The organism is Butyricicoccus intestinisimiae (genome assembly GCF_018918345.1).
GTDB classification, from domain to species: domain Bacteria; phylum Bacillota; class Clostridia; order Oscillospirales; family Butyricicoccaceae; genus Butyricicoccus_A; species Butyricicoccus_A intestinisimiae.
On the sequence record NZ_JAHLQI010000002.1, the window covers coordinates 269,026 to 292,438 of the forward strand.

A 23,413-nucleotide genomic window follows, 5' to 3' on the forward strand; every position below is an offset into this window, starting at 1 on the left:
AATATATTTCAGCGTTCCCCCGCCGTGCAGGGGAACGGTCTGAACGAAAAAATTACTTGTCCTGCAGGCAGGCAATGCCCGGCAGAACCTTACCTTCCATGAACTCCAGAGAAGCGCCGCCGCCGGTGGAGATATGGGTCATCTTGTCTGCGTAGCCCAGCTGCTGTACAGCTGCTGCGGAGTCGCCGCCGCCGATGATGGTGATAGCATCGGTCTTGCTCAGTGCTTCAGCGACAGCCTTGGTGCCTACTGCAAACTTCTCGAACTCGAACACGCCCATCGGGCCGTTCCAGATAACAGTGCCTGCGTCCTTTACGGCGTCGCAGTACAGCTCAACGGTCTTCGGGCCGATGTCCAGACCCTGCCAGCCGTCCGGAATCTGGCCAGCTTCTACAACGTCAGCGTTTGCATCTGCTGCGAACTTGTCAGCGATAACCGTGTCAACCGGCAGCAGCAGCTTGACGCCCTTTGCCTTTGCCTTGTCGATCATCTCCAGCGCGTAGCCCTTCCAGTCCTCCTCAAGCAGGGAGTCGCCAATCTTGCCGCCCTGTGCTGCGGAGAAGGTGTAAGCCATGCCGCCGCCGATGATGATGGTGTCAGCGATTTCCAGCAAGTTGTTGATGACGCCGATCTTGGAAGATACCTTGGAGCCGCCCAGAATAGCAACCAGCGGACGCTTCGGAGCTGCCAGTGCGCCGCCGATAACCTCCAGCTCCTTCTGAATCAGGAAACCGGAAACTGCCGGCAGATAAGCGGCAACGCCTGCGGTGGAAGCATGTGCGCGGTGTACCGTACCGAATGCATCGGATACGTAGATGCCGTCTGCACCGGCCAGATCTGCCAGTGCCTTTGCAAATGCCGGATCGTTCTTGGTCTCACCATTGTCATAGCGCAGATTCTCCAGCAGCAGAATCTGACCCGGCTTCAGAGCAGCAGCCTTTGCCTTTGCATCCTCGCCTACAATGTCCTTTGCCAAAATAACATCTTTACCCAGCAGCTCGCTCAGGCGCTTTGCAACCGGTGCCATAGACAGCTCCGGCTTCCACTCGCCCTTCGGCTTGCCCATATGGGAGCATGCGATAACAGCAGCATCATGCTCCAGCAGATACTGGATGGTCGGCAGAGCCGCACGAATGCGCTTGTCGTCCGTAATTACACCGCTTCCGTCCTTTGCCATCGGGACGTTAAAATCGCAGCGCAGCAGAACCTTCTTGCCTGTTACGTCGATGTCAGTGACATTCTTCTTATTGTAGTCCATGATAACACTCCTTATTTTAACTGGAACAACGTTCGATAGAGAGGGAAATCACAAGTAATATTGCGTTTCCATTGAAAAATTATACCGTTTTCCCGCGTGCTTTTCAAGATGATTTTGTCAAAAAGTACGTGATTTTACGAATTTTTCAGCAAAATCTTTCTTTTACGCCCGCGGTGCGCCCCTAAAAATGACACCCAGCGCGTTCGGACCGGTGTTCGAGGTGACCATAATGCCCAGCGGACTGCGTTCGACGTCGCGGAAGCCCTTTTCCCGTAGCTTGTCCTCCAGCGTCTGAATCTGCGCCTCCGGCACGTCGCCGTACATGATGCGCACGGTCTGGTGCTCCTTGTCCACGGCGTCCTTCGCCGCCAAATCCGCGAGCTTATTGGCAACCGCCTTGTCTCCGCGCACCTTGCACATGACATCGACGGAGCCGTCAAACACCACCGCAATCGGGCGCAGACCCAGCGCATCGCCGACAAAGGCCGCGCCGCCGGAGATGCGGCCGCTCTTGCGCAGAATGCGCAAATTATAAATGCCGACATACGCCTTCATGCCCTTGACGAGGCTGTTCATCTCCGCAGAGATCTCCGCGAAGGACTTGCCCTCCTCGCGCATCTTTGCGCCGGTCACGGCGACCTTGCCGTATGTATACGAATAGCAGCGCGAATCAATCAGCTCAATCGTCATAGCCTCGCCGTACTCGTCGTAAAACATGTCGCGCGTGATGCACGCCGCCTGATAGGTGCCGGATCCAGAGCCATTGATGAGCACGCCGATGCAGTGCGTGCAGCCGTCCTCGTGCGCCTGCTTGTAGAGATTCAAGAACCACTCCATGCCGACCTGTGCGGTCTGCGGGAAGGTCTCGCTCTCCTCCAGCATCTTCCAATACTCCTGCGGGCTGATTTCGTAATATTCCAAATACGTCTGATCATCCACGGTCACGTGCAGCGGCGCCACCTTGACGTCCCAGCGCTCCGCCTCCTCATGGGTGATATCCGATGCAGAATCGGTAAAAATGCAAATCTTTTCTGTTTTCTTATCCGTCATCTCTTACCTCCGGAAACGGTCCTGCACTGCACAGGTCCGCGAAGTCGTTTTGCCGCAGCGCCTCATAGGTGACAACGGCAACACTGTTGGACAGGTTGAGGCAGCGCGCGCCCTCCCGCATCGGAATGCGGATGCAGCGCTCCGGATGCTGTGCGAGCAGGTGCTCCGGCAGGCCTGCGGTCTCCTTTCCAAACAGCAGATAGGCATCCGGCGGATAGGTCACATCCGTGTGGCGCTGCTGTCCCTTGCTGGTCGCGTAAAAATATGTGCCGTTCGGGTTCTTTTCCCAAAATTCATCCAGCGAATCATAATAGCGCACATCGAGCAGATGCCAATAATCCAGTCCCGCCCGCTTGAGCTTTTTGTCATCAATCGAAAAGCCCAGCGGTCCGACCAGATGCAGCGTGCAGCCGGTCACCGCGCAAGTACGCGCAATGTTTCCTGTATTCTGTGGAATTTCCGGTTCCACCAAAACGATGCCAAGCATAGATTATCTCCTTTTTCCTCTATCGGCAGCGCAAAAACTGCCGTGTACATTTATCATATGATATTTTGTCCGGCATTTCAAGAAAGTTTTGCGCAAACCGCAAAATTTCAAGCAAATTATCAACATTCGCGCGCCGGCTGTATAAAAAAAGAGATTCCGCGTCATAGCTGACGCAGAATCTCTGTGCTTTACTTGTGTTCCTGAGCAAAATACGCTCTTGTCTGCGCAATGTCCTGCGCAATGGCGCGTTTGAGCTGCTCCGTGTCCGAGAACTGCTGTTCCGGACGCAGAAAGTGCAGCAGCTCGACTTCGATCAATTTGCCATACAAATCTCCGTCGAAGTCCAAAATATGCGGCTCTACGCACGCCTTATCACCCAAGCCGAACGTCGGATGCACGCCGATGTTGGTCACGGCAATGTGCGCCTCTTTGTTCGCCACAACGCGGGACACGTACACGCCGAACGGCGGCGCCTGCATCTCCGGCGGCAGCTCCAAATTGACGGTGCGGTACCCGATGGTTCTGCCGACCTGTCTGCCGTGCTGCACCACGCCGGTCAGGGCATACGGATGTCCCAAAAACTTGGCTGCCTGCTCCATATTGCTCATCGCAATCTGCTGCCGGATATACGTCGAGCTGACGACAACGCCGTCAATGGAAACATTTTTGACAATGTCACAGCCGATGCCCAAGCGCTCGCACTCCGCCTTGAGCCGCTCCGGATTGCCCTGTCCGCGGTATCCAAAGTGATTGTTCTCCCCTGTGATAATCCAGCAGGCGTGAAACTGTCCCACCAGAACATCATCCACGAACTTCTGCCATTCCATGTTGCGCATCTCGTCATTGAAATGCGCAAAAATCACTTCGTCTACCCCGCCGCGCTCGCGGATTTCTTCGCCGCGGCGGCTCTCCGAAACAATCAGCGGCACGCGCTGACCGGTGATGACGGTATCCGGATGGGCGTCAAACGTGAACACGGACGAAATCGCCCCGTTCTCCTTGGCACGCTTGACTGCCAGCTCCATGAGCGCCTGATGACCGCGGTGCACGCCGTCAAAATATCCCAGCGCAATGGCGCGTTTTGCGTCTTTCTCTATCATGATGGTTGGTCCTCTTCTCTCCGGTCTGTATGCTTACCGGAATCTTTTCTCATAAAACAGCGCGAGTCCGCCCCGATCCAGCGCATCCACGCGGCCGAGCATCCAGAATTCGCCCTGATAATACACACGGCACACAGCGCCCTGCTGCTGCGGCATGTCTGTCACATGCTCCGGCGTGATAAACGCGCCGTGCATCGCCCGCTGATAGCCGTATTCGTCTATGCTGACGGCCGGATACATCTGAAACAAGCTGTCGGTCTGCAGCAGCAGTGACTCTATCGCATCCTGCTGTGCCGCCTGCTCAATCTGCTCCAAGCTGTAGCTTTGCTCCAGCGTATAGCAGCCGCTCTTGGTGCGCTGCAAGCCGGTCATGACGGCATACGTGCCCAGCGTCACGCCAAGGTCATGCACGAGCGTGCGCACATACGTGCCCTTGGAGCACAGAAAACGAATGCGTCCCTGCTGTGTCTGCTCGTCAAACGCCAGCAGGGACGCTTCGTGCACGGCAATCGGGCGTGCCTTGCGCTCGACCTCCACGCCCTTGCGCGCGAGGTCATACAGCCGCTGTCCGTTCACCTTCACGGCGGAATACATCGGCGGAATCTGCTCCTGCTCGCCGTGCATATTGTCCACCGCCTCGCGCAGCTGCTGCTCCGTCACGCGAACATCCGAACGCGCCGTCTCGGTTCCCGTGCTGTCTTGGGTGTCAGACGCCCAGCCCAGCGCAAACGCTGCGATGTATTCTTTGGACTGTGCGGCAGCCATATCCGCCGCCTTGGTCGCGCCGCCGACAAACACCGGCAGCACGCCGGTCGCCATCGGGTCGAGCGTGCCGCCGTGGCCGATGCGCCGCTCATGCAGGATGCCGCGCAGCTTTGCCACAACGTCAAACGAGGTAAAATCCTGCGGTTTGTCAACGATTAAAACGCCGTTATAGCGCGATTCATGCTTCTTTGTCACGATACACCTTTTCTGTCACATCCAGTACCCGCCGCATTGCCTCCTGTGCAGGATACGGCAGCGTTGCACCGGCAGCGCGGACATGTCCGCCGCCGCCAAACTCTCGGCAGATTGCCGCTGCATCTACTTGCTTGGTCGTGCGGATGGAAACCTTGGTCGAACCGTTTTCCAGCTCAGAAAACGTCAGACCGACTTCTACGCCTTCAATCTGGCGCGGCAGACCGGCAATCGAGTCCAAGTCATCCCAATCCGCGCCCGTGCGCTCACGGTCCTGCAGCCGAACCAGAACCGCCGCAATTTTTCCGTTGTGATGAAACTGCATGGTATCATACAGAATTTTTTCCATCTCAAAGCGGGAACGGGACTTGGTGTCAAACAGCACCGTGTTGATGTCTCCGCAGTCCACGCCCGCCTGCAGGCAGGCAATGGCAACCTGATGGGTGTGCACGGTGGTATTGGTAAACTTAAAACAGCCGGTGTCCGTCGCCGTGCCGATGTACAGGCTCTGCGCGATGCCCTCATCCAGCGCAACGCCCAATTCCGCAAGCAAATCCCAGATAATCTCTGCGCAGGCGCCGAATTCTCCGCCGATTAAATTGTCTTTCTTACCAAAACACGGGTTAAACTTATGATGGTCAATGACAACGTCCACACAGTCCGCATACTGCTGCATTTCCGGCGGCAGCATGTCTTGTGCCGCCACATCGACAGCAACAATGATCTGCGCCTGAAAGCCCTCCGGCGCATAGTACGGCTCCACCAGATGCGCGTACCGGCGCGTCACGCCCTGATTTTCCGCAAGATACGCGGTCTTGCCCAGCTTGCGCAGTGCCTGACACAGCGCACCGGCGCTGCCCGTCGTGTCACCGTCCGGACGGCGATGCGTCAAAATCAAAACGTGATCTGCCTGCTTGAGCAGCTGTGCGGTGCGGGATACCGAGCCAATCACAGCTTGCCCTCCCGCTCCAGCTCATGCAGCACATCGTTGATGTGTGCGCCGTGCGTGATGGAGTCATCCAGTGTGAACACAATTTCCGGCGCATAGCGCATGCGAATCTTAGACGCGCACTCTCTGCGCAGATAGCCGCCCGCAGACTTCAGACCGCGCATGACGTCTTTTTTCTGCTGCTCATCGCCGAACACGCTGATATATGCCTTGGCATAGCGCAAATCACCGGTCACTTCGCAGCGCGTCACAGAAACCATCGCTTCGTGCACGCGCGGGTCTTTCAGGGTTCGAATGGCTTCGGACAGCGCCTTCTGAAACTCATCGCTGATGCGTTCGCTTCTCTGAGACATAAACGTTCCTCCTTTGTATCAAATCCTCATTCAAAAACAAACCGCGGGTGGGTGGCGTTCGGACGCACCCCACCCGCGGGAATTTCTTTTGTCAACGGGACGAGAACACCTTACGGCTTGATCTGCTCCATAACGAAGGACTCGATGATGTCGCCTTCCTTCAGATCGTTGTAGTTCTCAATGCCCATGCCGCACTCATAGCCTGCGGTAACTTCCTTCGCATCGTCCTTGAAGCGCTTCAGGGAGTTCAGGTGGCCCTCATGAATGACGATGCCGTCACGCACAATGCGAACCTCGCAGGAACGGACAATCTTGCCGTCCTGTACGTATGCACCGGCAATCGTGCCGATACCGGAGACCTTAAAGGTCTGACGAATCTCGGCGTGGCCGACAACAACTTCCTTGAACTTCGGATCGAGCATGCCCTTCATTGCCTGCTCCATCTCCTCGATGCAGTCGTAAATGACGCGGTACAGACGGATTTCTACATCCTGATCGTGTGCGGAATCCGCTGCTACACGCTCCGGACGCACGTTAAAGCCGACAATAATGGCATTGGATGCCGCTGCCAGCATTACGTCGGATTCATTGATGGCACCAACAGCACCATGAATGACATTGACGCGCACTTCCTCGTTGCTCAGCTTGAGCAGGGAGCTGCGAACCGCCTCGACAGAGCCCATCACGTCAGCCTTGATGATGATGTTGAGCTCCTTCATGTTGCCCTGCTGGATGGTGTCAAACAGATTCTCCAGCGTAACCTTCTGCATGGCCTTGTTGCGCTCTTCCTTCTCCTTCTCCTTGCGCTGCTCAACCAGCTCACGAGCCATGCGCTCGTTGTCAACAGCGTAGAAGATGTCACCGGCATCCGGCACTTCGCCCAGACCGATAATCTCAACCGGAACAGACGGACCGGCATTTTCCAGCTTGCGTCCGCGCTCGTCGGTCATGACACGAACACGGCCGACTGCCTTGCCCGCGATGACAGTATCACCGGCATGCAGGGTACCGTTCTGCACGAGGACGGTAGCAACCGGACCGCGGCCGCGATCCAGCTTTGCCTCGATGACAGCGCCCTTTGCCTGACGGTTCGGGTTTGCCTTCAGCTCCTGCATATCTGCGGTCAGCAGAACCATTTCAAGCAGGTTTTCGATGCCGATGCCCTGCTTTGCGGAAATCTTGCAGACGATGGTTTCGCCGCCCCATTCTTCCGGTACCAGACCGTGCTCGGTCAGCTGCTGCAGCACGCGATCCGGATCTGCGTTTTCCTTATCAATCTTATTGACAGCGACGATAATCGGAATCTCTGCTGCCTTTGCGTGGTTGATTGCCTCGATGGTCTGCGGCATGATGCCGTCATCTGCTGCGACAACCAGAATGGCAATATCCGTAATCTTTGCGCCGCGCGCACGCATGGAAGTAAATGCCGCATGACCCGGGGTATCCAGGAAGGTAATCGGACGGCCGTTTACCTTGACGCGGTATGCGCCGATGTGCTGGGTGATGCCGCCGGCCTCGCCTGCTGCAACATCGGTCTTGCGGATGCGGTCGAGCAGGGACGTCTTACCATGGTCAACGTGACCCATGACAACGATAACCGGGCTTCTCGGCTCCAGATTTTCTTCCTTGTCCTCGCTCTCATCAAACAGCTTTTCTTCGATGGTAACGTGTACTTCCTTCTCAACCTTTGCGCCCATTTCCTCTGCAACGATTGCCGCCGTGTCAAAGTCGATGGTCTGAGAAATATTTGCCATAACGCCCAGCTTGAGCAGCTCCTTGATGACGTCTGCTGCAGTGCGCTTCAGACGGGAAGCCAGCTCGCCGACATTGATTTCATCCGGAATCATAACCTTGAGCTGAATCTTCTTGAGCTCCTGCTGACGCTGCAGGCGCTTCATCTTCTCCTGCTCCTCCTGACGGCGCTTGTTGGAGAACGGTCTGCGTGCATCCGCCTTGCGGGTGATTTTCTGCTTGCCCGACTTCATGCGGTCAGCCTTCTGCGGAACCAGCGCGTCAATGCGGTCGTCGTAACGATCCAGATTGACATTGCCTGCGCCGCGGGTATCGACGCGGTGAATCTGCTTGCCCTTCGGCTGCTTGTGCTCCTCGGTCGTAACGGTAGACGTCGCCGCCTCGCCGGAGCCCTGCGGACGCAGAATCTGGCGCTGCTCATGCGGCTTTGCCTGACGATGGTTCTTCTTCTTGTCGTTGTTGAACTTCTTTTCCTCTGCAGCGGCAGTGTGCTGCTCCGGCTTCTTGCCTTCCTGCTTCTTAGCTTCCGGCTTTGCGTCGCGCTTCTGCTCCGGACGGCGGGAATCGCGGCGATCCTGCTTCTGGGTTCTGCCCATCGGCTGCTGACGAACAACCTGTGTCGTCGGCGCCTTTCTCTGAGCAGCCTGCTTATTCAGGACTTCCTCCATGTTATCCACCGGATGCTGCTTGGTCATATAATCAAAAATCAGATTCAGTTCATCGTTCTCCAGAACCTGCATGTGATTCTTCGGCGCGGTGAAATATTCTGCCATCACATCGGTGATGTCCTTGGTATCTACGCCAAAATCCTTAGCGACTTCATGTACACGGTATTTATTTTCAATACTCATGCGCGTTCACCTCCACGTTTCGTATAGGTTGACTTTCTCTTGCCGCCGGCAGTATGCTTGCCGGCAGTCTTGCTGTGCGTTTTTTTCGTACCGCGGCGCGCCTCGATGCGCTGCTTTTTCTGCGCCAGCTGCTGTGCAATCGGCGTATACTGTGCATCGGCGTTTGCCGCCTTTTGTGCTGCCGCCGCCGCAAATCCGGCGTCGGTAATGCAGCAGATAGACGTTGCCGTGCGTCCCAGCGCCCAGCCCAGCTCCTGCGCGTCATCCGTCAGACGAATGACCGGTACGTTTTTTTGTTCGGCGTGACGCTCGGCACGCCGCGTAATATTTGCTCCGGCATCTGCTGCCAGCAGCAGCAGACGCGCTTCCCCTGCGAAAACGGTATCGGCAACAGCATCGTCACCACTGACCAGCTTTCCCGCGCGGAAGCACAGGCCGAGCAATCGCAATATCTCATGCATTGATATTCTGCTCCATCTGTTCCGTCAGCTGGTCATATACCTCGTCCGGAATTTGACAGCCGAACGCATTTCCCAGCGCATTTTTCTTTCTTGCTTTGGCAAGGCACTTGGCATCCGGGCAGATATAAGCACCGCGTCCCGGATTTTTGCCGCGGAAGTCCAGCGCAATTTCCCCTTCGGGCGAACGCACCACGCGGATCAGCTCCCGTTTGGGCTTCATTTCTCGGCAGCCGACACATTGACGCATTGGTATTTTCTTTTTCTGCACCGAAAAAGCCCTCCTTTATTCTTCGACCAGCAGGTCTTCGTCAGCCTGCTCTGCCTGTTCCTTGGCAGCGCTCTCCGAACCAATATCAATCTTGCAGCCAGTCAGCTTTGCAGCCAGACGTGCGTTCTGACCTTCCTTGCCGATTGCCAGAGACAGCTGATCGTCCGGTACGGTGACGCGGCAGCTCTTGCCGTCCGGCAGCATAGCCGCGCTGATGACGTCAGCCGGGCTGAGTGCTGCGGAAACAAAGTCTGCCATGTTCTCGGAATACTTGATGATGTCGATTTTTTCGCCGGACAGCTCGTTGACAATGCTGCCTACACGAGAGCCGCGCGGGCCGACACAAGCACCGATCGGATCAACCTTTTCATCATGGGTCATAACGGCAATCTTGGTGCGGTTGCCTGCCTCGCGGGCAATCGACTTGATTTCCACAACGCCGTCATGAATTTCCGGTACTTCCAGCTCAAACAGACGCTTGACCAGACCCGGATGGGTGCGGGACAGCAGAATCTGCGGGCCGTGCATGCCCTTGCGAACCTCTACGACATAGACCTTGATGCGCTGCCCCTCGGTCAGAACCTCGCCCGGTACCTGCTCGCCCTTGGCCAGTGCGGTTTCAATCTTTTCGCCCTCGCTGACAACCTCAACAATAATCGTGCCGCTTTCCGGATCCACACGGAATACGGTTGCGTTGAGGATTTCGTGCTCGCGGGAGCTGTACTCATTGTAAGCCATGCCGCGCTCGGACTCGCGGATGCCCTGAATGATGACCTGCTTGGCAGCCTGTGCTGCAATGCGGCCGAACTTCTTGGTCTCGATGCCAACGCGGACAAAGTCACCCAGCGATACACGCGGGCTGATCTTCTTTGCGTCTTCCAGAGAAATCTCGGTCAGCGGATCCTCTGCCTCGTCGACAACTTCCTTGGATGCGTACATGTGGATGGTCTTTTCGTCCATATCCGGCTCAACATATACGTTGTCGCACTTGAGACCGTCGTTGTCCTTTTTATACGCGGTCAGCAGTGCCTGACATACGCGATCGAGCATATAATCGACCGGAATTCCTTTTTCTTTTTCCAGCTGCTCCAGTGCTGCAAAAAATTCTGCGTTCATGTTTGATATTCACTCCTTATTGTGTGCGGCATGGCTTAGCGCCATACCTAAATGAGAAGACATTTCGAATTAGATGGATACGTACAGACGAACCGCTGCAATATCCTTTGGCTCATAAACGGTGACGGTGCCGTCCTCCTCCAGCGTGACTGAGCCGGTCTCGCTGTCGTAATCCTTCAGGATGCCAACGGCGGTTCTGCTGCCGTTGATCGGGCGATAGAAGCGCAGCTCTACCTCCTGTCCCATGCAGGATGCAAAATGCTCCGGACGTCTCAGGCGGCGCGTCAGGCCTGCCGAAGAGACACACAGCGTATACGGCGGAAGCGATGCAAATTCCTTTTCATCCATAAACGGGTCCACATAACGGGACAGCTTCTCGCAGTCATCAATATCGGTATGACCTTCGCGGTCAATCGTAATGGTCAGCATATACTGACCGCCTTCCTTTTCGAAGGTGACGTCCCACAGATGGATGCCCATTTCTGCGGCACATGGTGCACTAATATCCCAGACGCGCTGGCATACTTCTCTTGCTGTCATGATTCCCTCCGCAACAATAACAATAAGAAAGAGTGGGTTTCCCCACTCTCCTTGGATCATAATTCTTACACTATTGGTAATTATAGCACCAATTCACATGCAATGCAAGAAAAACTTTCGCAGCCGGCTCAACCGCGGCGCAGCAGCTTGTTGACGGACAGCAGAATTTCCCGCGCGTTTATCGCAGCGAGCAGCACGAACAGCGCCGGTACCAGTACAAACCAGAACGGAACCTCCGCCGTCATAATCAAAGCCTGTACAAACAAAATGACAACGCTGACGAGCGTTTTCTTGATGTTCCACTGAATCTTGAGATACTTCTGCGTGTCAAATGCACGGATGAGGAACAGAACAAAATAGCTGATAAAGGTCGCAATGCCTGCACCCATAGCACCCCAGAATGCGCCAAAATTGTTGCCCAGAACCGGAATCAAGATGCAGTTGAGGACAATGTTGACAACCGCACAAATCATTGTCGTGACCATAGAATTTCTGCTCTTCAGGCGCAGCATGTATACGCTTGCGAGGAAGGTTGCCAGCAGACCAAACGTTGTACCCAAGGTCAAAACCGGAATATACCGCCACGAGATAAAGAAGTCCTTGCCAACCATAAAAGTCATGACGACTTTAGAAATCATAATCAAGCCGGAGCTTCCGATAAACGCAATAGACGAATAGGCACCGAGCACTTTACTGAAAAAGGCCACCTGTTCTTTGGGATCGCTCTCCTTGACAGCAGAAATCTGCCATGCATCCGCAAAAAGATTGGCAACAACAAGCAAAATATTCGGAATTTTTGTCGCCGCAGCATACAGACCATTGGCCTGTGTGTTGATGAAAAAGATAATCATATATCGGTCAGACATATTGATAATCCACTGGCAAACCGTCTGCGGAACCAGCGGCAGCGCGTATTTGCGCATCCGCTTGGACAAACCACGATCCATTTTCCGGCTCATTGGGGAGATCAGATACCGATGCTCCTTTGCCAGAACAAACATCAGGAGACCTGTGGCAACATCGGCAAGGATATTCGCCAGCAAGTAACCCATGATGCGGAAATGCGGCAGCAAAAGAATGTTCAGAATGACATTGAGAAAGGTATTGGCGATGCCATTGGCTGCATACATTTTGTTATAGCCCATGCTAAGGGCAAACTGAACACACAGCGTGCGCAGGCTGGATGCAAGAACAAACGCCAAAACCGCAATCGTATAGCCGGACATGAAGTCCATAAACAGCGTCAGAATCGGAGAAACGACAGCTAGGCAGACAAATCCCGCTAGTATCGTATAAAGACCGCTGCTGAATACGCTGCTCTTATCGGTTCCCTTTTCCAAGCCGAAGCGGATGACCGCGTTGTTGATGCCCACCGAGGCAATCGGAATCATCAGCTGACCGACATTGATGAGCGCATCGACGGTACCATACTCACCCGTAGACAGGATGTTGGTATAGTACGGCAGCATGAGGAACACGAGCACCTTGGAGGAAAATGTGCCGATGGCAAAAATCAAGGTATTGCCCATCAGCTTTTTGTATCTGTTTTGTGCCATAGAATACTTCCTTACTCGATTTGTGTTTAGAATAGTATGATTATATCACAGGCTACATCAAAACGCAAAAAAAGAGATTGTTCCGATAGCATGCGCTCGAAACAATCTCCTTTCGGATTCATTGATTATCGATCAATTAAACCAGCTCGATAATAGCCATCTCAGCTGCATCGCCGCGGCGCGGGCCGATCTTTACGATGCGAGTGTAGCCGCCGTTGCGGTCAGCGTACTTCTCTGCCAGCTCGCCGAATACCTTTGCTTCTACTTCCTTCTTGGTGATGAAAGCAGCTGCCTGGCGGCGGGTTGCGAGGGTGTTCTTCTTACCGAGTGTGATCATCTTCTCTGCGAGAGGACGAACTTCTCTGGCTCTTGCAACAGTGGTCTCAATTCTGCCGTTTTCCAGCAGGAAGGTTACCATTGCTCTGAGCATTGCCATTCTATGGTCAGTGGTTCTGCCGAGTTTACGGTTTCCAGCCATGAGAAAATTACCTCCTTTGGTACAGGTCTATCTATCCTGGCGGAGCCCCCGGCAAAAGCCGGGTTCCGCGGTATGGTTCGGGTTGTTTAGTCTTCGTTCTTGGCAAGGGACAGACCCATTGCCTCCAACTTGTAAATAACTTCTTCCAGAGACTTCTTGCCGAGGTTACGAACCTTCATCATGTCATCTTCGGAAGTGTTGATGAGGTCTTCTACCGTATTGATACCGGCACGCTTGAGGCAGTTGAAGGAGCGAACGGACAGATCCAGTTCCTCAATCGTCATCTCAAGAACCTTATCATGCTGTGTCTCAGCCTTCTCAACAACGGTGGAATGAGAACCGATTTCCTCAGAGAGGTCAACAAACAGGGACAGATGGTCAGTCAGGACCTTCGCGCCCAGCGATACAGCGTCCTTTGCTGTGATCGTGCGGTCAGTCCACACTTCCAGAGTCAGTTTGTCGTAATCGGTCATATTGCCGACACGAGTATTTTCAACTGTGTAGTTTACCTTATAGACAGGCGTGTAGATCGAGTCTACCGGAATGACGCCGATTGCAGTCTGATACTGCTTGTTGCGCTCTGCGGAAACGTAACCGCGGCCATTGGTCAGGGTGATTTCCATGGACAGATGCGCATCGCTCATCAGAGTGGCAATGTGCAGCTCCGGATTGAGGATCTCTACCTCGCCGTCGGTGTGAATGTCACCAGCGGTTACAGTGCCTTCCCCACTTGCCTCGATGTAAACCGTCTTCGGTCCATCGCAGTACAGCTTCGCAATGATGCCCTTTACGTTGAGCACGATTTCGGTTACGTCTTCCTTTACACCAGGAATGGTAGAGAACTCGTGCTGCACACCATTGATCTTGATGCTGCTTGCAGCCGTGCCCGGCAGGCTCGACAGCAGAATGCGGCGAAGAGAGTTTCCGAGGGTGGTTCCGTATCCGCGCTCCAGCGGCTCTACGACGAACTTGCCGTAGGAACCATCTTCTGCAAGGTTTTCGCAGTCTATACGGGGCTTTTCAATTTCGATCATTTAAATGATACCCTCCTTATCAGTCGGCGAAATAATAAAACAAACAAATGAGGGCAAATCTTACTTGGAGTACAACTCGACGATGAGGTGCTCAGCAACTTCGTAGTCGATATCATCGCGCTGCGGCATTGCGATTACCTTGCCTTCAAAGCTGTCCTTTTCCTTCTCCAGCCACTTCGGAGTAGCAGTAGCGCCCAGCTCTTCAACCAGAGCCTTGAACTTCGCGCTGGAACGGCTCTTCTCACGAACAGCGATAACATCGCCCGGCTTTACGCGGTAGGATGCGATGTCAACCTTCTGGCCGTTTACGGTGAAGTGACCGTGGGAGGTCAGCTGACGAGCTTCACGACGGGTCTTAGCAAAGCCAAGACGGTATACAACGTTATCCAGACGAGTCTCCAGGAGGATCAGCAGGTTCTCACCAGCCTTGCCTTCCATCTTTTCAGCCTTCTTGTAGTATGTTCTGAACTGCTTCTCCAGAACGCCATAGATAAACTTGACCTTCTGCTTCTCAGTCAGCTGCATAGCGTACTCAGACTGCTTTCTTCTGGACTGCTTCGGGTTTCTATTGGTTTCCTTGTTAACGCCCAGAACTGCCGGAGAAATACCCAGAGTCTTGCAGCGCTTAAGGATCGGCTGTGTGTTCTTTGCCATAAGTCTGTATCCTCCTTAAACTCTTCTTCTCTTCGGCGGACGGCAGCCATTGTGCGGGATCGGGGTAACGTCCTTGATCATGGTTACTTCCAGGCCGGTAGCCTGCAGTGCGCGGATAGCAGCCTCACGGCCGGAACCCGGGCCCTTTACGTAGACTTCAACAGTCTTCAGGCCATGCTCCATAGCAGCCTTTGCAGCGGTCTCTGCAGCGGTCTGTGCAGCGAACGGCGTGGACTTACGGGAGCCACGGAAACCCATCTCACCTGCGGATGCCCAAGAAATAGCATTGCCGTTCAGGTCGCTGATGGTTACGATGGTATTGTTAAAGGAGGAACGGATATGAGCCGCACCCTTTTCGATGTTCTTGCTTACGCGGCGCTTACGAGAAACGGCGCCCTTCTTCTGTGCCTTAGCCATTTTTCAGTACGCCTCCTTACTTCTTCTTGTTCGCAATGGTCTTCTTCGGGCCCTTGCGAGTACGAGCGTTGGTCTTGGTACGCTGACCGCGAACCGGCAGGCCTCTTCTGTGGCGAACGCCACGATAGGAGCCGATTTCTACCAGGCGCTTGATGTTCAGCGCAACTTCACGGCGCAGGTCGCCTTCTACAGTATAATCATGGATCACTTCGCGCAGCTTGATTTCTTCTGCTTCAGTCAGATCCTTAACACGAGTATCCGGATTGATACCCGCCTTCTTCAAAATCTCATTGGACAGCTTCCGTCCGATGCCGTAGACATAGGTCAGACCAATTTCTACGCGCTTTTCTCTCGGAAGGTCTACACCGGCAATTCTTGCCATTTATTAACGCACCTCCTGTGTGGTTCAGTGGGGAATCAGCCCTGCTTCTGCTTGTGCTTCGGGTTCGTGCAGATTACCATGACACGACCCTTGCGACGAATGATCTTGCACTTCTCGCAAATCGGTTTTACAGACGGTCTTACTTTCATTGAAATAACCTCCATAAGGTTGTGTCGAACCGGAATGGCAGCCTGTAATGCCTCATTCCGGGGTGTGAATCTGGATTACTTGGATCTCCAGGTGATTCTGCCCTTGGTCAGGTCATACGGAGAGACCTGTACCGTTACTTTATCGCCGGGCAGGATGCGAATATAATTCATTCTAAGCTTACCGGAGATGTGAGCCTGAATGACCGGCTTCGCCGGATTGTTCAGTTCTACCTTAAAGGTAGCGTTTGGCAGCGCCTCTATGACGGTACCTTCCAGTTCAATCAAGTCCTCTTTTGGCATCTTAATTTCCTCCAATTGTCAGAAAGTCTACGGCCCTGCATGTTTTGCCAGGCCCCCGCTCTGATGGAGCAGCGCAGCATCGCTTCTCCGCAGCCGCAGCGGGATAAAATCAAATCATGGGGTTTGCGTGCAGAATCCCCGCGCTCACCAATTTTCTCCGTCGGTAGGGAAGGTCAGAATGACCGGATCTCCCTCGGTGATTGCGATGGAATTCTCGTAGTGCGCAGACAGCTTGCCGTCTGCCGTCTTGACGGTCCAACCGTCCGGCAGTACCTTTACTGCATACGTTCCTACGTTTACCATAGGCTCAATGGCTAAGGTCATTCCCGGCTGAAGCCGCACGCCGTGCCCCGGACGGCCGAAATTCGGAACCTCCGGATCTTCATGCAGATTCGCGCCTACGCCGTGTCCTACATAATCGCGCACGAGGGAAAAGCCCTGCGCCTCGACATACGTCTGGATGGCGTTGGAAATGTCTGATATACGATTACCCTTGCGGGCAAACTTGATGCCCTCATAGAAACTCTGTCGGGTCACTGCGATGAGCTTTCTTGCCTCTTCCGACACCTCTCCGCACGGGATGGTGCAGGCACAGTCGCCATGGAAGCCGTTGATGTACGCACCAACGTCCACTTTGACAATATCACCCTCGTGAATGACACGGGAACGCGAGGGGATGCCATGGATTACTTCATCGTTGATCGAAACACAGGCACTGCCCGGAAATCCGCCATAGCCAAGAAAAGACGGTTTTGCCCCGGCTTTTTCTATCGTTTTCCGAACAATCTTATCGATTTCACCTGTGGTGACCCCCGGCCGGACAGCACGAGCCGCAGCGGCGCGTGCCGCTGCGGTGATTCGTCCTGCCTGACGCATTAATTCCAATTCTTTATTGGATTTAAGTCTAATCATCTCGTTTAAATCTCCAGTGCTTCGCAGGCCAGCTTCTTGGTCTTTTCGAAATCGTTGTCGATCTCGATGCTCTTGAGCTTGCCCAGGTTCGCATAGAAGCCCTTTACCGGCTCGGTCTGTTCATGGTAGGTCTTCAGACGAGCAAGCACGGTTTCCGGTGCGTCGTCCTTGCGGATAACGATCTGGTCGCCGCAGTTGTCGCAGATGCCTTCCTTCTTCGGAGCCATAGCTTCACTGTTGACATTATAGGTAGCGCCGCAAGACAGGCATACACGTCTGCCGCTCATGCGGTTGACAATGGTCTCGTCCGGAATTTCCAGAGAGAGTGCACAGTCCATCGGTACGACCTTTTCCAAAGCCTCAGCCTGCGGAATGTTGCGCGGGAATCCGTCCAGAATGCAGCCGTTTGCGCAGTCGTCCTGTGCAAGGCGATCCTTGATGAGGCCGATAACGACTTCATCCGGTACCAGTTCGCCGGCATCCATGTACTTCTTTGCGCTCATACCGAGCTCAGTCTGATTCTTGATGGCTTCACGGAGCATATTGCCGGTGGATACAGACGGAATACCCATCTTTTCGATGAGATATGCTGCCAGAGTACCCTTACCAGCGCCCGGTGCGCCGAGTAAAACGAGTTTCATGTTTCGATCTCCTCTATTATAACCGCTGATTCCTTAAATTGCAAGCAAAATTTTCACTAAATTTTACTCAAGGAATCCCTTATAATTTCTCATCATGAGCTGACTCTCCAGCTGACGAACCGTCTCAAGAGCAACGCCGACAACGATGAGTACCGAAGTACCGCCCAGTGCCACATTGTTCAGGCTGGAATTGAGTGCGCCTACGACCAGCGGAACGCCGGCTACAATGCTCAGGAAGATGGCACCGAGGAAGGTAACCTTTCCGAGAGCCTTGCTGATGAAATCCGATGTCGGCCGACCCGGACGGAAGCCCGGAATGAAGCCGCCGTTTTTCTTCAGGTTGTTCGCAATTTCAATCGGATTGAACTGAATCGCAGCGTAGAAATAGCTGAACATGAAGATCAGTGCGATGTACACAATGATGTAAAACGGATTGGTGGTTTCAAACAGATTGAAGATGAAGGAGGCAACGCCGCCCGCCTTCACATTTGTCATCATCTTGATCGTAGACGGCAGAGACATGATAGAAGCTGCAAAGATGATCGGCATAACGCCGGATGCATTGACCTTGATCGGCAGATGGGTGGACTGGCCGCCGTACATCTTTCGACCAACAACGCGCTTTGCATACTGAATCGGGATTCTGCGCTCTGCATCGGAGATGAATACAACAAATACTACGATAGCGAGTGCCACGATGATAGTCAGTGCAGCTACGAAGTAGCTTACGCCGCCGTCGCGAACCAGCTCTACCAGCGTAGATGCCATTGCCGGACCTCTGGAAACGATACCTGCGAAAAGCAGAATGCTGATGCCGTTGCCGACACCGTTCTTGCTGATCTGCTCACCCATGTACATGATGAGCGCGGTACCTGCGGTAAAGGTCAGAACAATGACGAATCCATGCCAGAAGTCTGTCTGAGCAATCAGATTGTTGCTTCTGAGCAGGACATAATAGGAGTAGCCCTGGAGAAGACCCAGCGCAACACCCAGATAACGGGTGATGGCTGAAATCTTCTTCTGGCCTTCCTCGCCTTCCTCACGAACCATGCGCTCGAGTGCCGGAATGGCAACCGTGAGCAGCTGGATGATGATGGAGGCGTTAATATACGGGGTGACCGACATTGCAAAAATCGTCGCTCTGGACAGACCGCCGCCGGAAAATACATTCATCAGACCCAGCGCGGTGCCGGACATCGAATCAAAGTATGTGGACAGCTGTGCAATGTCAATATACGGTACAGGGATAGAGGAGCCCAACCGGAACAGAAGGATGATAAACGCTGTGTACAGCAGCTTTTTCTTCAGCTCCGGAACTTGCCATGCGGCTTTTAAGGTCTCGAACACCTTATACCACCTCGGCCTTTCCTCCTGCTGCCTCGATTTTCTCCTTTGCGGAAGCAGAGAAAGCAGCTGCCTGTACGGTCAGCTTCTTGGTGATCTCACCGTTGCCCAGTACCTTGACACCGTCCAGTGTCTTCTTTACCAGACCAGCTTCTACCAGATCAGCAGCAGTAACAACTGCGCCGTCCTCGAAACGGTTGAGATCGGATACATTTACCACTGCATTCTCGGTACCGAAAATGTTGTGGAAACCGCGCTTCGGCAGACGACGAGCCAGCGGCATCTGACCGCCTTCAAAGCCCGGACGTACACCGCCGCCAGAACGAGCCCACTGGCCCTTGTGGCCGCGGCCTGCGGTCTTGCCGTTGCCGGAACCAGCACCACGGCCCTTGCGGAATGCAGGCTGAGTAGAACCTTCAGCCGGCTTCAGATCCTGTAACTTCATGTTCTACACCTCCTTATGCGTTAGCCTCGACCTTGACCAGGTAGCTGATCTGAGCGATCTTGCCACGGGTCTGGGCATTGTCGGGCTGAATGGTTACGTCGTTGATCGTCTTAAGACCCAAGGAATGAGCTGTGGCAATGTGCTTCTTGTTTCTGCCAGACAAGCTCTTAACCAGGGTAATCTTCAGGTTTTCCATTGAAACTACCCCTCCTATTAAAGTTCTTCAGCAGACTTGCCGCGAACTGCAGCAACCTGCTCTGCGGTGCGCAGGCTCTTCAGACCTTCGATCGTTGCGTTTACAACGTTCTGCGGGTTGCGGGAGCGCAGGCACTTGGTACGGATGTCCTTGATACCAGCAACTTCTACCACTGCACGAACTGCGCCGCCAGCGATAACGCCGGTACCAGGAGCAGCCGGCTTCAGGAGGACACGGCCAGCGCCGAACTCGCCGATAGTCTCGTGCGGGATGGAGCTGCCCTTCAGGCTAATAGTTACCAGGTTCTTCTTTGCGTCCTCGATTGCCTTGCGGATTGCATCCGGAACTTCGGCAGCCTTACCCTGGCCTACGCCGATGGTACCCTTCTGGTCACCAATGACAACCAGTGCAGCGAACTTCATAACACGACCGCCCTTGACGGTCTTAGATACTCGATTTAAAGCGACTACTCTTTCTTCGTACTCAGAGGCGCCGCGTTCATACTTTCCAGCCATTTGTTTCCCTCCTTCCGATTAAAACTTCAGGCCGCCCTCACGGGCACCTTCTGCGAGTTCCTTGACACGGCCATGGTATACGTAACCGCCGCGGTCAAATACGACAGTCTCGACACCCTTAGCCAGTGCACGCTCAGCAATCAGCTTGCCGACCTTGCGTGCAGCTTCCTTGTTGCCGCCATACTCGCTGAAGTCCTTCTCGGTGGTGGATGCAGCTGCAAGCGTTACGCCCTGGACATCATCGATGACCTGAGCAAAAATGTTCTTAGAGCTTCTGAATACGTTGAGACGCGGACGCTGAGCAGTACCGGAAACTGCGCCGCGTACTCTCTTATGGCGTCTGAGACGCTGCTTGTTAGAGTCTTTCTTTGAAACCATTTAGGCACACCTTCCTTTACTTCTTCTTTGCGCCGGTCTTGCCTTCCTTGCGGCGGATATGTTCGTCAGCATACTTGATGCCCTTGCCCTTGTACGGCTCCGGCGGTCTCTTCTCACGAACTTCAGCTGCAAACTGGCCGACCTTCTGCTTATCCGGACCAGAGATGATGATCTTGTTGGTACCCTCAACAGTGATGGTGATGCCGTCAATCTCATCAAACGTTACCGGATGGGAATAACCCAGGTTCATGGTCAGGGTCTTGCCGGACTTGGATACACGGTAGCCAACGCCGTTAACCTCGAGAACCTTCTGGAAGCCCTCGGTTACACCAATAACCATGTTGTTGATCAGGGAACGGGACAGACCATGCAGTGCACGGTTCTGCTTCTCGTCATTCGAACGAGATACGGTGATGGTGTTGCCTTCTACAGCAACATGCATTGCCGGATGGATCTCACGGGTCAGGGTGCCGTTCTTGCCCTTGACGGTGATGGTGTTGCCGTCGAGCTTTACCTCAACGCCTTCCGGTACTGTGATCGGTGCTCTACCAATTCTAGACATTCTCAGTACCTCCCCTTACCATACAAATGCAAGGACTTCGCCGCCGACATTCAGCTCGCGAGCCTTCTTGTCGGTCATAACGCCCTTAGATGTGGAAATGATGGCAATACCCAGGCCGCGCAGTACCTGCGGCAGCTCCTGAGCACCTGCGTATACACGCAGGCCCGGCTTGGAAACGCGCTTCAGGCCGGTGATTGCCTTCTCATTGTTGTTGTACTTCAGTGTGATGTGGATGGTGCCCTGACCGCCCTCGATTACCTTGAAGTCCTTGATATAGCCTTCGTCCAGAAGAATCTGTGCAATAGCCTTCTTCATGCCGGAAGCCGGGACATCAACAGTAGCGTGGCGTGCAGTGCCCGCATTTCTGATGCGGGTAAGCATATCCGCGATCGGATCTGTGATCTGCATTACTTTGTCCTCCTTACAGAAGTTAGAGAGTGATTCTCTCCACTTTTCCGGGCTGAAACAGATAAATTCAGCCGCGGGCGGGTTTACAGAAATGATATAGAGAAACAGTTAACGGTAGATCCTGTGATCTCCGTTAGCTGTTTTTCACAAAAATGAATTACCAGGATGCCTTCTTTACGCCCGGGATCTGGCCCTTGTAAGCCAGCTCACGGAAGCAAATACGGCAGATGCCATAGTTGCGCAGGTAAGCGTGCGGACGACCGCAAATCTTGCAGCGGTTGTAAGCACGAGTAGAGAACTTCGGCTTTGCCTGCTGCTTGAGAACCATAGACTTCTTAGCCATTTTCTACTCCTCCTTACTTTGCGAACGGAGCGCCCAGAGCAGACAGCAGCTCACGAGCCTCTTCGTCGGTGTTTGCAGTGGTTACAATTGCAATGTCCATGCCGCGAATCTTATCGATCTGATCGTACTCGATTTCCGGGAAGATCAGCTGTTCCTTCAGGCCGATTGCGTAGTTGCCGCGACCGTCGAAGGAGTTCGGGTTGATACCACGGAAGTCACGTACACGCGGGAGAGCGATGTTGAAGAAACGATCCAGGAACTCCCACATACGGTCGCCGCGCAGCGTTACGCGAACGCCTACCGGCATGCCCTCACGCAGACGGAAGTTTGCGATGGACTTCTTTGCGCGGGTTACAACGGCGTGCTGACCGGTGATCATGGTGATGTCACGAACGATTGCGTCAAGTACCTTGGAGTTGCCGTTTGCTTCTGCACCGCAGCCGACGTTGATAACGATCTTGTCGAGCTTCGGGATCTGCATAACGCTCTTGTACTCAAACTTCTTCATCAGAGCAGGAGCAACCTCTGCCTGATATTTATCCTTTAATACTGGCATTTGTTACAACCTCCTCAATTAGTATGCTTCGCCGCAATGCTTGCACACGCGAACCTTGGAGCCATCCTCCAGGAACTTGTGAGCCGGACGGGTCTTCTTGTTGCACTTCGGGCAAACAGCCATTACCTTGCAGGCACGGATTGCGCCTTCGCGCTTAACGATACCGCCGGTCTCGCCCTGACGGCGCGGCTTGACATGGGTGGTGAGCATGTTAACGCCCTCGATCACTACCTGACCCTTCTTCGGGTTTACAGAGATGATCTTGCCACTCTTGCCCTTTTCCTTACCGGAAAGAACGACTGCGGTGTCGCCCTTCTTTACATGCAGAGTATTCATTAACGGACGACCTCCTTACAGTACTTCCGGAGCCAGAGACAGGATCTTCATGAAGTCCTTGTCACGCAGCTCTCTTGCCACAGGCCCAAAGATACGGGTGCCCTGCGGGTTTTTGTCTTCACGAATGATGACTGCTGCATTCTCGTCGAAACGGATGTAGCTGCCATCTGCACGGCGCAGGCCCTTGCGGGAACGGACGATAACGGCCTTAACGACCTGGCCCTTCTTTACGCCGCCGCCCGGTGTGCACTTGCGAACCGAGCATACGATGATGTCACCGATGTTGCCATACTTACGTGCGGAGCCGCCCAGAACACGGATGCACTTCAGTTCCTTGGCACCGCTGTTGTCAGCAGCACGGAGAAATGTTTCCTGCTGAATCATGTGCGCTCCTCCTTACTTAGCCTTTTCGATGATCTCTACAAGTCTCCAACGCTTGTCCTTGGACAGCGGGCGAGTCTCCATAACCTCAACGGTGTCGCCTACGCGGCACTCGTTGTTCTCGTCATGAGCCTTCAGCTTGTAGGTTCTCTTGATAATCTTCTTATAAAGCGGATGCTGTACGCTGTCCGCGATAGCAACGACAATCGTCTTGTCCATCTTGTCAGAAACGACCTTGCCGACTCTTGTCTTGCGGAAAGTTCTATCAGCCATTTGTAGTTACC

34 protein-coding genes are annotated in these 23,413 nt (G+C 54.0%); all 34 read right to left on the reverse strand.

Going from position 1 to position 23,413, the window contains the following annotated elements; all coding sequences use genetic code 11:
* Positions 1-52: 52 nt before the first annotated feature.
* Complete coding sequence (locus KQI75_RS04670) at positions 53-1,258, reverse strand: phosphoglycerate kinase (protein WP_216469573.1); 1,206 nt, start codon at positions 1,256-1,258, stop codon at positions 53-55.
* Positions 1,259-1,420: 162 nt separating this feature from the next.
* Complete coding sequence (locus KQI75_RS04675; RefSeq protein WP_216469574.1) at positions 1,421-2,308, reverse strand: DegV family protein; 888 nt, start codon at positions 2,306-2,308, stop codon at positions 1,421-1,423.
* Positions 2,298-2,795, reverse strand: coding sequence for a tRNA (uridine(34)/cytosine(34)/5-carboxymethylaminomethyluridine(34)-2'-O)-methyltransferase TrmL (gene trmL / locus KQI75_RS04680; protein ID WP_216469575.1), 498 nt, complete (start codon positions 2,793-2,795; stop codon positions 2,298-2,300). Before trmL ends, KQI75_RS04675 begins: the two co-directional genes overlap by 11 nt.
* A gap of 188 nt (positions 2,796-2,983) precedes the next feature.
* Positions 2,984-3,895 carry a bifunctional riboflavin kinase/FAD synthetase gene (locus tag KQI75_RS04685; protein WP_216469576.1) on the reverse strand — a complete coding sequence of 304 codons (912 nt, stop codon included), beginning with the start codon at positions 3,893-3,895 and terminating at the stop codon, positions 2,984-2,986.
* A gap of 33 nt (positions 3,896-3,928) precedes the next feature.
* Positions 3,929-4,855: a tRNA pseudouridine(55) synthase TruB gene (gene truB, locus KQI75_RS04690; protein ID WP_216469577.1), complete on the reverse strand. Its 927-nt coding sequence runs from the start codon at positions 4,853-4,855 to the stop codon at positions 3,929-3,931.
* The gene (locus KQI75_RS04695; protein ID WP_216469578.1) at positions 4,839-5,804 is read right to left on the reverse strand and encodes a DHH family phosphoesterase; all 966 of its coding nucleotides are present in this window, start codon (positions 5,802-5,804) and stop codon (positions 4,839-4,841) included. The genes truB and KQI75_RS04695 overlap by 17 nt, the downstream gene beginning before the upstream one ends.
* On the reverse strand, positions 5,801-6,154 hold the full coding sequence (rbfA, locus tag KQI75_RS04700; protein ID WP_216469579.1) for a 30S ribosome-binding factor RbfA: 354 nt from the start codon (positions 6,152-6,154) through the stop codon (positions 5,801-5,803). Before rbfA ends, KQI75_RS04695 begins: the two co-directional genes overlap by 4 nt.
* A 110-nt stretch (positions 6,155-6,264) precedes the next feature.
* Positions 6,265-8,757: a translation initiation factor IF-2 gene (gene infB, locus KQI75_RS04705; RefSeq protein WP_216469580.1), complete on the reverse strand. Its 2,493-nt coding sequence runs from the start codon at positions 8,755-8,757 to the stop codon at positions 6,265-6,267.
* Complete coding sequence (locus tag KQI75_RS04710; RefSeq protein ID WP_216469581.1) at positions 8,754-9,218, reverse strand: ribosomal L7Ae/L30e/S12e/Gadd45 family protein; 465 nt, start codon at positions 9,216-9,218, stop codon at positions 8,754-8,756. Before KQI75_RS04710 ends, infB begins: the two co-directional genes overlap by 4 nt.
* Positions 9,211-9,486 carry an RNase P modulator RnpM gene (rnpM, locus tag KQI75_RS04715; protein WP_407927184.1) on the reverse strand — a complete coding sequence of 92 codons (276 nt, stop codon included), beginning with the start codon at positions 9,484-9,486 and terminating at the stop codon, positions 9,211-9,213. The genes KQI75_RS04710 and rnpM overlap by 8 nt, the downstream gene beginning before the upstream one ends.
* A gap of 15 nt (positions 9,487-9,501) precedes the next feature.
* Positions 9,502-10,602, reverse strand: a complete 1,101-nt coding sequence (gene nusA / locus KQI75_RS04720; RefSeq protein ID WP_216469582.1) for a transcription termination factor NusA — start codon at positions 10,600-10,602, stop codon at positions 9,502-9,504.
* A 69-nt stretch (positions 10,603-10,671) separates the two neighbouring features.
* On the reverse strand, positions 10,672-11,142 hold the full coding sequence (locus KQI75_RS04725; RefSeq protein WP_216469583.1) for a ribosome maturation factor RimP: 471 nt from the start codon (positions 11,140-11,142) through the stop codon (positions 10,672-10,674).
* A gap of 128 nt (positions 11,143-11,270) precedes the next feature.
* Complete coding sequence (locus KQI75_RS04730; protein ID WP_216469584.1) at positions 11,271-12,698, reverse strand: lipopolysaccharide biosynthesis protein; 1,428 nt, start codon at positions 12,696-12,698, stop codon at positions 11,271-11,273.
* Positions 12,699-12,834: 136 nt separating this feature from the next.
* Complete coding sequence (gene rplQ, locus KQI75_RS04735) at positions 12,835-13,176, reverse strand: 50S ribosomal protein L17 (RefSeq protein WP_216469585.1); 342 nt, start codon at positions 13,174-13,176, stop codon at positions 12,835-12,837.
* Between the two features lie 86 nt (positions 13,177-13,262).
* Entirely contained in the window at positions 13,263-14,210 is a 948-nt protein-coding gene (locus KQI75_RS04740) for a DNA-directed RNA polymerase subunit alpha (RefSeq protein WP_216469586.1), read from the reverse strand.
* 60 nt (positions 14,211-14,270) lie between these two features.
* Positions 14,271-14,864, reverse strand: a complete 594-nt coding sequence (gene rpsD / locus KQI75_RS04745) for a 30S ribosomal protein S4 (RefSeq protein ID WP_216469587.1) — start codon at positions 14,862-14,864, stop codon at positions 14,271-14,273.
* Between the two features lie 15 nt (positions 14,865-14,879).
* On the reverse strand, positions 14,880-15,281 hold the full coding sequence (gene rpsK / locus KQI75_RS04750; RefSeq protein WP_087022487.1) for a 30S ribosomal protein S11: 402 nt from the start codon (positions 15,279-15,281) through the stop codon (positions 14,880-14,882).
* A gap of 16 nt (positions 15,282-15,297) precedes the next feature.
* On the reverse strand, positions 15,298-15,663 hold the full coding sequence (gene rpsM / locus KQI75_RS04755) for a 30S ribosomal protein S13 (protein ID WP_216469588.1): 366 nt from the start codon (positions 15,661-15,663) through the stop codon (positions 15,298-15,300).
* Between the two features lie 35 nt (positions 15,664-15,698).
* Positions 15,699-15,812 (reverse strand): 50S ribosomal protein L36, encoded by a 114-nt coding sequence (gene rpmJ / locus KQI75_RS04760; RefSeq protein ID WP_087022493.1) that lies wholly within the window; start codon positions 15,810-15,812, stop codon positions 15,699-15,701.
* Positions 15,813-15,887: 75 nt separating this feature from the next.
* A complete protein-coding gene (gene infA / locus KQI75_RS04765) occupies positions 15,888-16,112 on the reverse strand; it encodes a translation initiation factor IF-1 (RefSeq protein WP_087022496.1) in 225 nt (74 codons plus the stop codon).
* A gap of 144 nt (positions 16,113-16,256) precedes the next feature.
* A complete protein-coding gene (gene map, locus KQI75_RS04770) occupies positions 16,257-17,024 on the reverse strand; it encodes a type I methionyl aminopeptidase (protein WP_216469589.1) in 768 nt (255 codons plus the stop codon).
* 5 nt (positions 17,025-17,029) lie between these two features.
* Entirely contained in the window at positions 17,030-17,665 is a 636-nt protein-coding gene (locus tag KQI75_RS04775) for an adenylate kinase (RefSeq protein WP_216469590.1), read from the reverse strand.
* Positions 17,666-17,728: 63 nt separating this feature from the next.
* Positions 17,729-19,012 (reverse strand): preprotein translocase subunit SecY, encoded by a 1,284-nt coding sequence (gene secY, locus KQI75_RS04780; protein WP_216469591.1) that lies wholly within the window; start codon positions 19,010-19,012, stop codon positions 17,729-17,731.
* 1 nt (position 19,013) lies between these two features.
* Positions 19,014-19,454 (reverse strand): 50S ribosomal protein L15, encoded by a 441-nt coding sequence (gene rplO / locus KQI75_RS04785; RefSeq protein WP_216469592.1) that lies wholly within the window; start codon positions 19,452-19,454, stop codon positions 19,014-19,016.
* A 13-nt stretch (positions 19,455-19,467) separates the two neighbouring features.
* Positions 19,468-19,650, reverse strand: a complete 183-nt coding sequence (gene rpmD, locus KQI75_RS04790; protein WP_216469593.1) for a 50S ribosomal protein L30 — start codon at positions 19,648-19,650, stop codon at positions 19,468-19,470.
* Positions 19,651-19,667: 17 nt separating this feature from the next.
* The gene (rpsE, locus tag KQI75_RS04795) at positions 19,668-20,165 is read right to left on the reverse strand and encodes a 30S ribosomal protein S5 (protein WP_216469594.1); all 498 of its coding nucleotides are present in this window, start codon (positions 20,163-20,165) and stop codon (positions 19,668-19,670) included.
* Between the two features lie 18 nt (positions 20,166-20,183).
* A complete protein-coding gene (rplR, locus tag KQI75_RS04800) occupies positions 20,184-20,543 on the reverse strand; it encodes a 50S ribosomal protein L18 (protein WP_216469595.1) in 360 nt (119 codons plus the stop codon).
* A 16-nt stretch (positions 20,544-20,559) separates the two neighbouring features.
* Positions 20,560-21,105 carry a 50S ribosomal protein L6 gene (gene rplF / locus KQI75_RS04805; protein WP_216469596.1) on the reverse strand — a complete coding sequence of 182 codons (546 nt, stop codon included), beginning with the start codon at positions 21,103-21,105 and terminating at the stop codon, positions 20,560-20,562.
* A gap of 15 nt (positions 21,106-21,120) precedes the next feature.
* Positions 21,121-21,513 (reverse strand): 30S ribosomal protein S8, encoded by a 393-nt coding sequence (gene rpsH, locus KQI75_RS04810; RefSeq protein ID WP_216469597.1) that lies wholly within the window; start codon positions 21,511-21,513, stop codon positions 21,121-21,123.
* A 157-nt stretch (positions 21,514-21,670) separates the two neighbouring features.
* Complete coding sequence (locus tag KQI75_RS04815) at positions 21,671-21,856, reverse strand: type Z 30S ribosomal protein S14 (protein WP_216469598.1); 186 nt, start codon at positions 21,854-21,856, stop codon at positions 21,671-21,673.
* A 13-nt stretch (positions 21,857-21,869) separates the two neighbouring features.
* Positions 21,870-22,412, reverse strand: a complete 543-nt coding sequence (gene rplE, locus KQI75_RS04820) for a 50S ribosomal protein L5 (RefSeq protein ID WP_216469599.1) — start codon at positions 22,410-22,412, stop codon at positions 21,870-21,872.
* Between the two features lie 18 nt (positions 22,413-22,430).
* On the reverse strand, positions 22,431-22,748 hold the full coding sequence (gene rplX / locus KQI75_RS04825) for a 50S ribosomal protein L24 (protein ID WP_216469600.1): 318 nt from the start codon (positions 22,746-22,748) through the stop codon (positions 22,431-22,433).
* Between the two features lie 15 nt (positions 22,749-22,763).
* A complete protein-coding gene (gene rplN / locus KQI75_RS04830; protein ID WP_216469601.1) occupies positions 22,764-23,132 on the reverse strand; it encodes a 50S ribosomal protein L14 in 369 nt (122 codons plus the stop codon).
* A 12-nt stretch (positions 23,133-23,144) separates the two neighbouring features.
* Positions 23,145-23,402, reverse strand: a complete 258-nt coding sequence (gene rpsQ / locus KQI75_RS04835; RefSeq protein ID WP_216469602.1) for a 30S ribosomal protein S17 — start codon at positions 23,400-23,402, stop codon at positions 23,145-23,147.
* Positions 23,403-23,413: the final 11 nt, after the last annotated feature.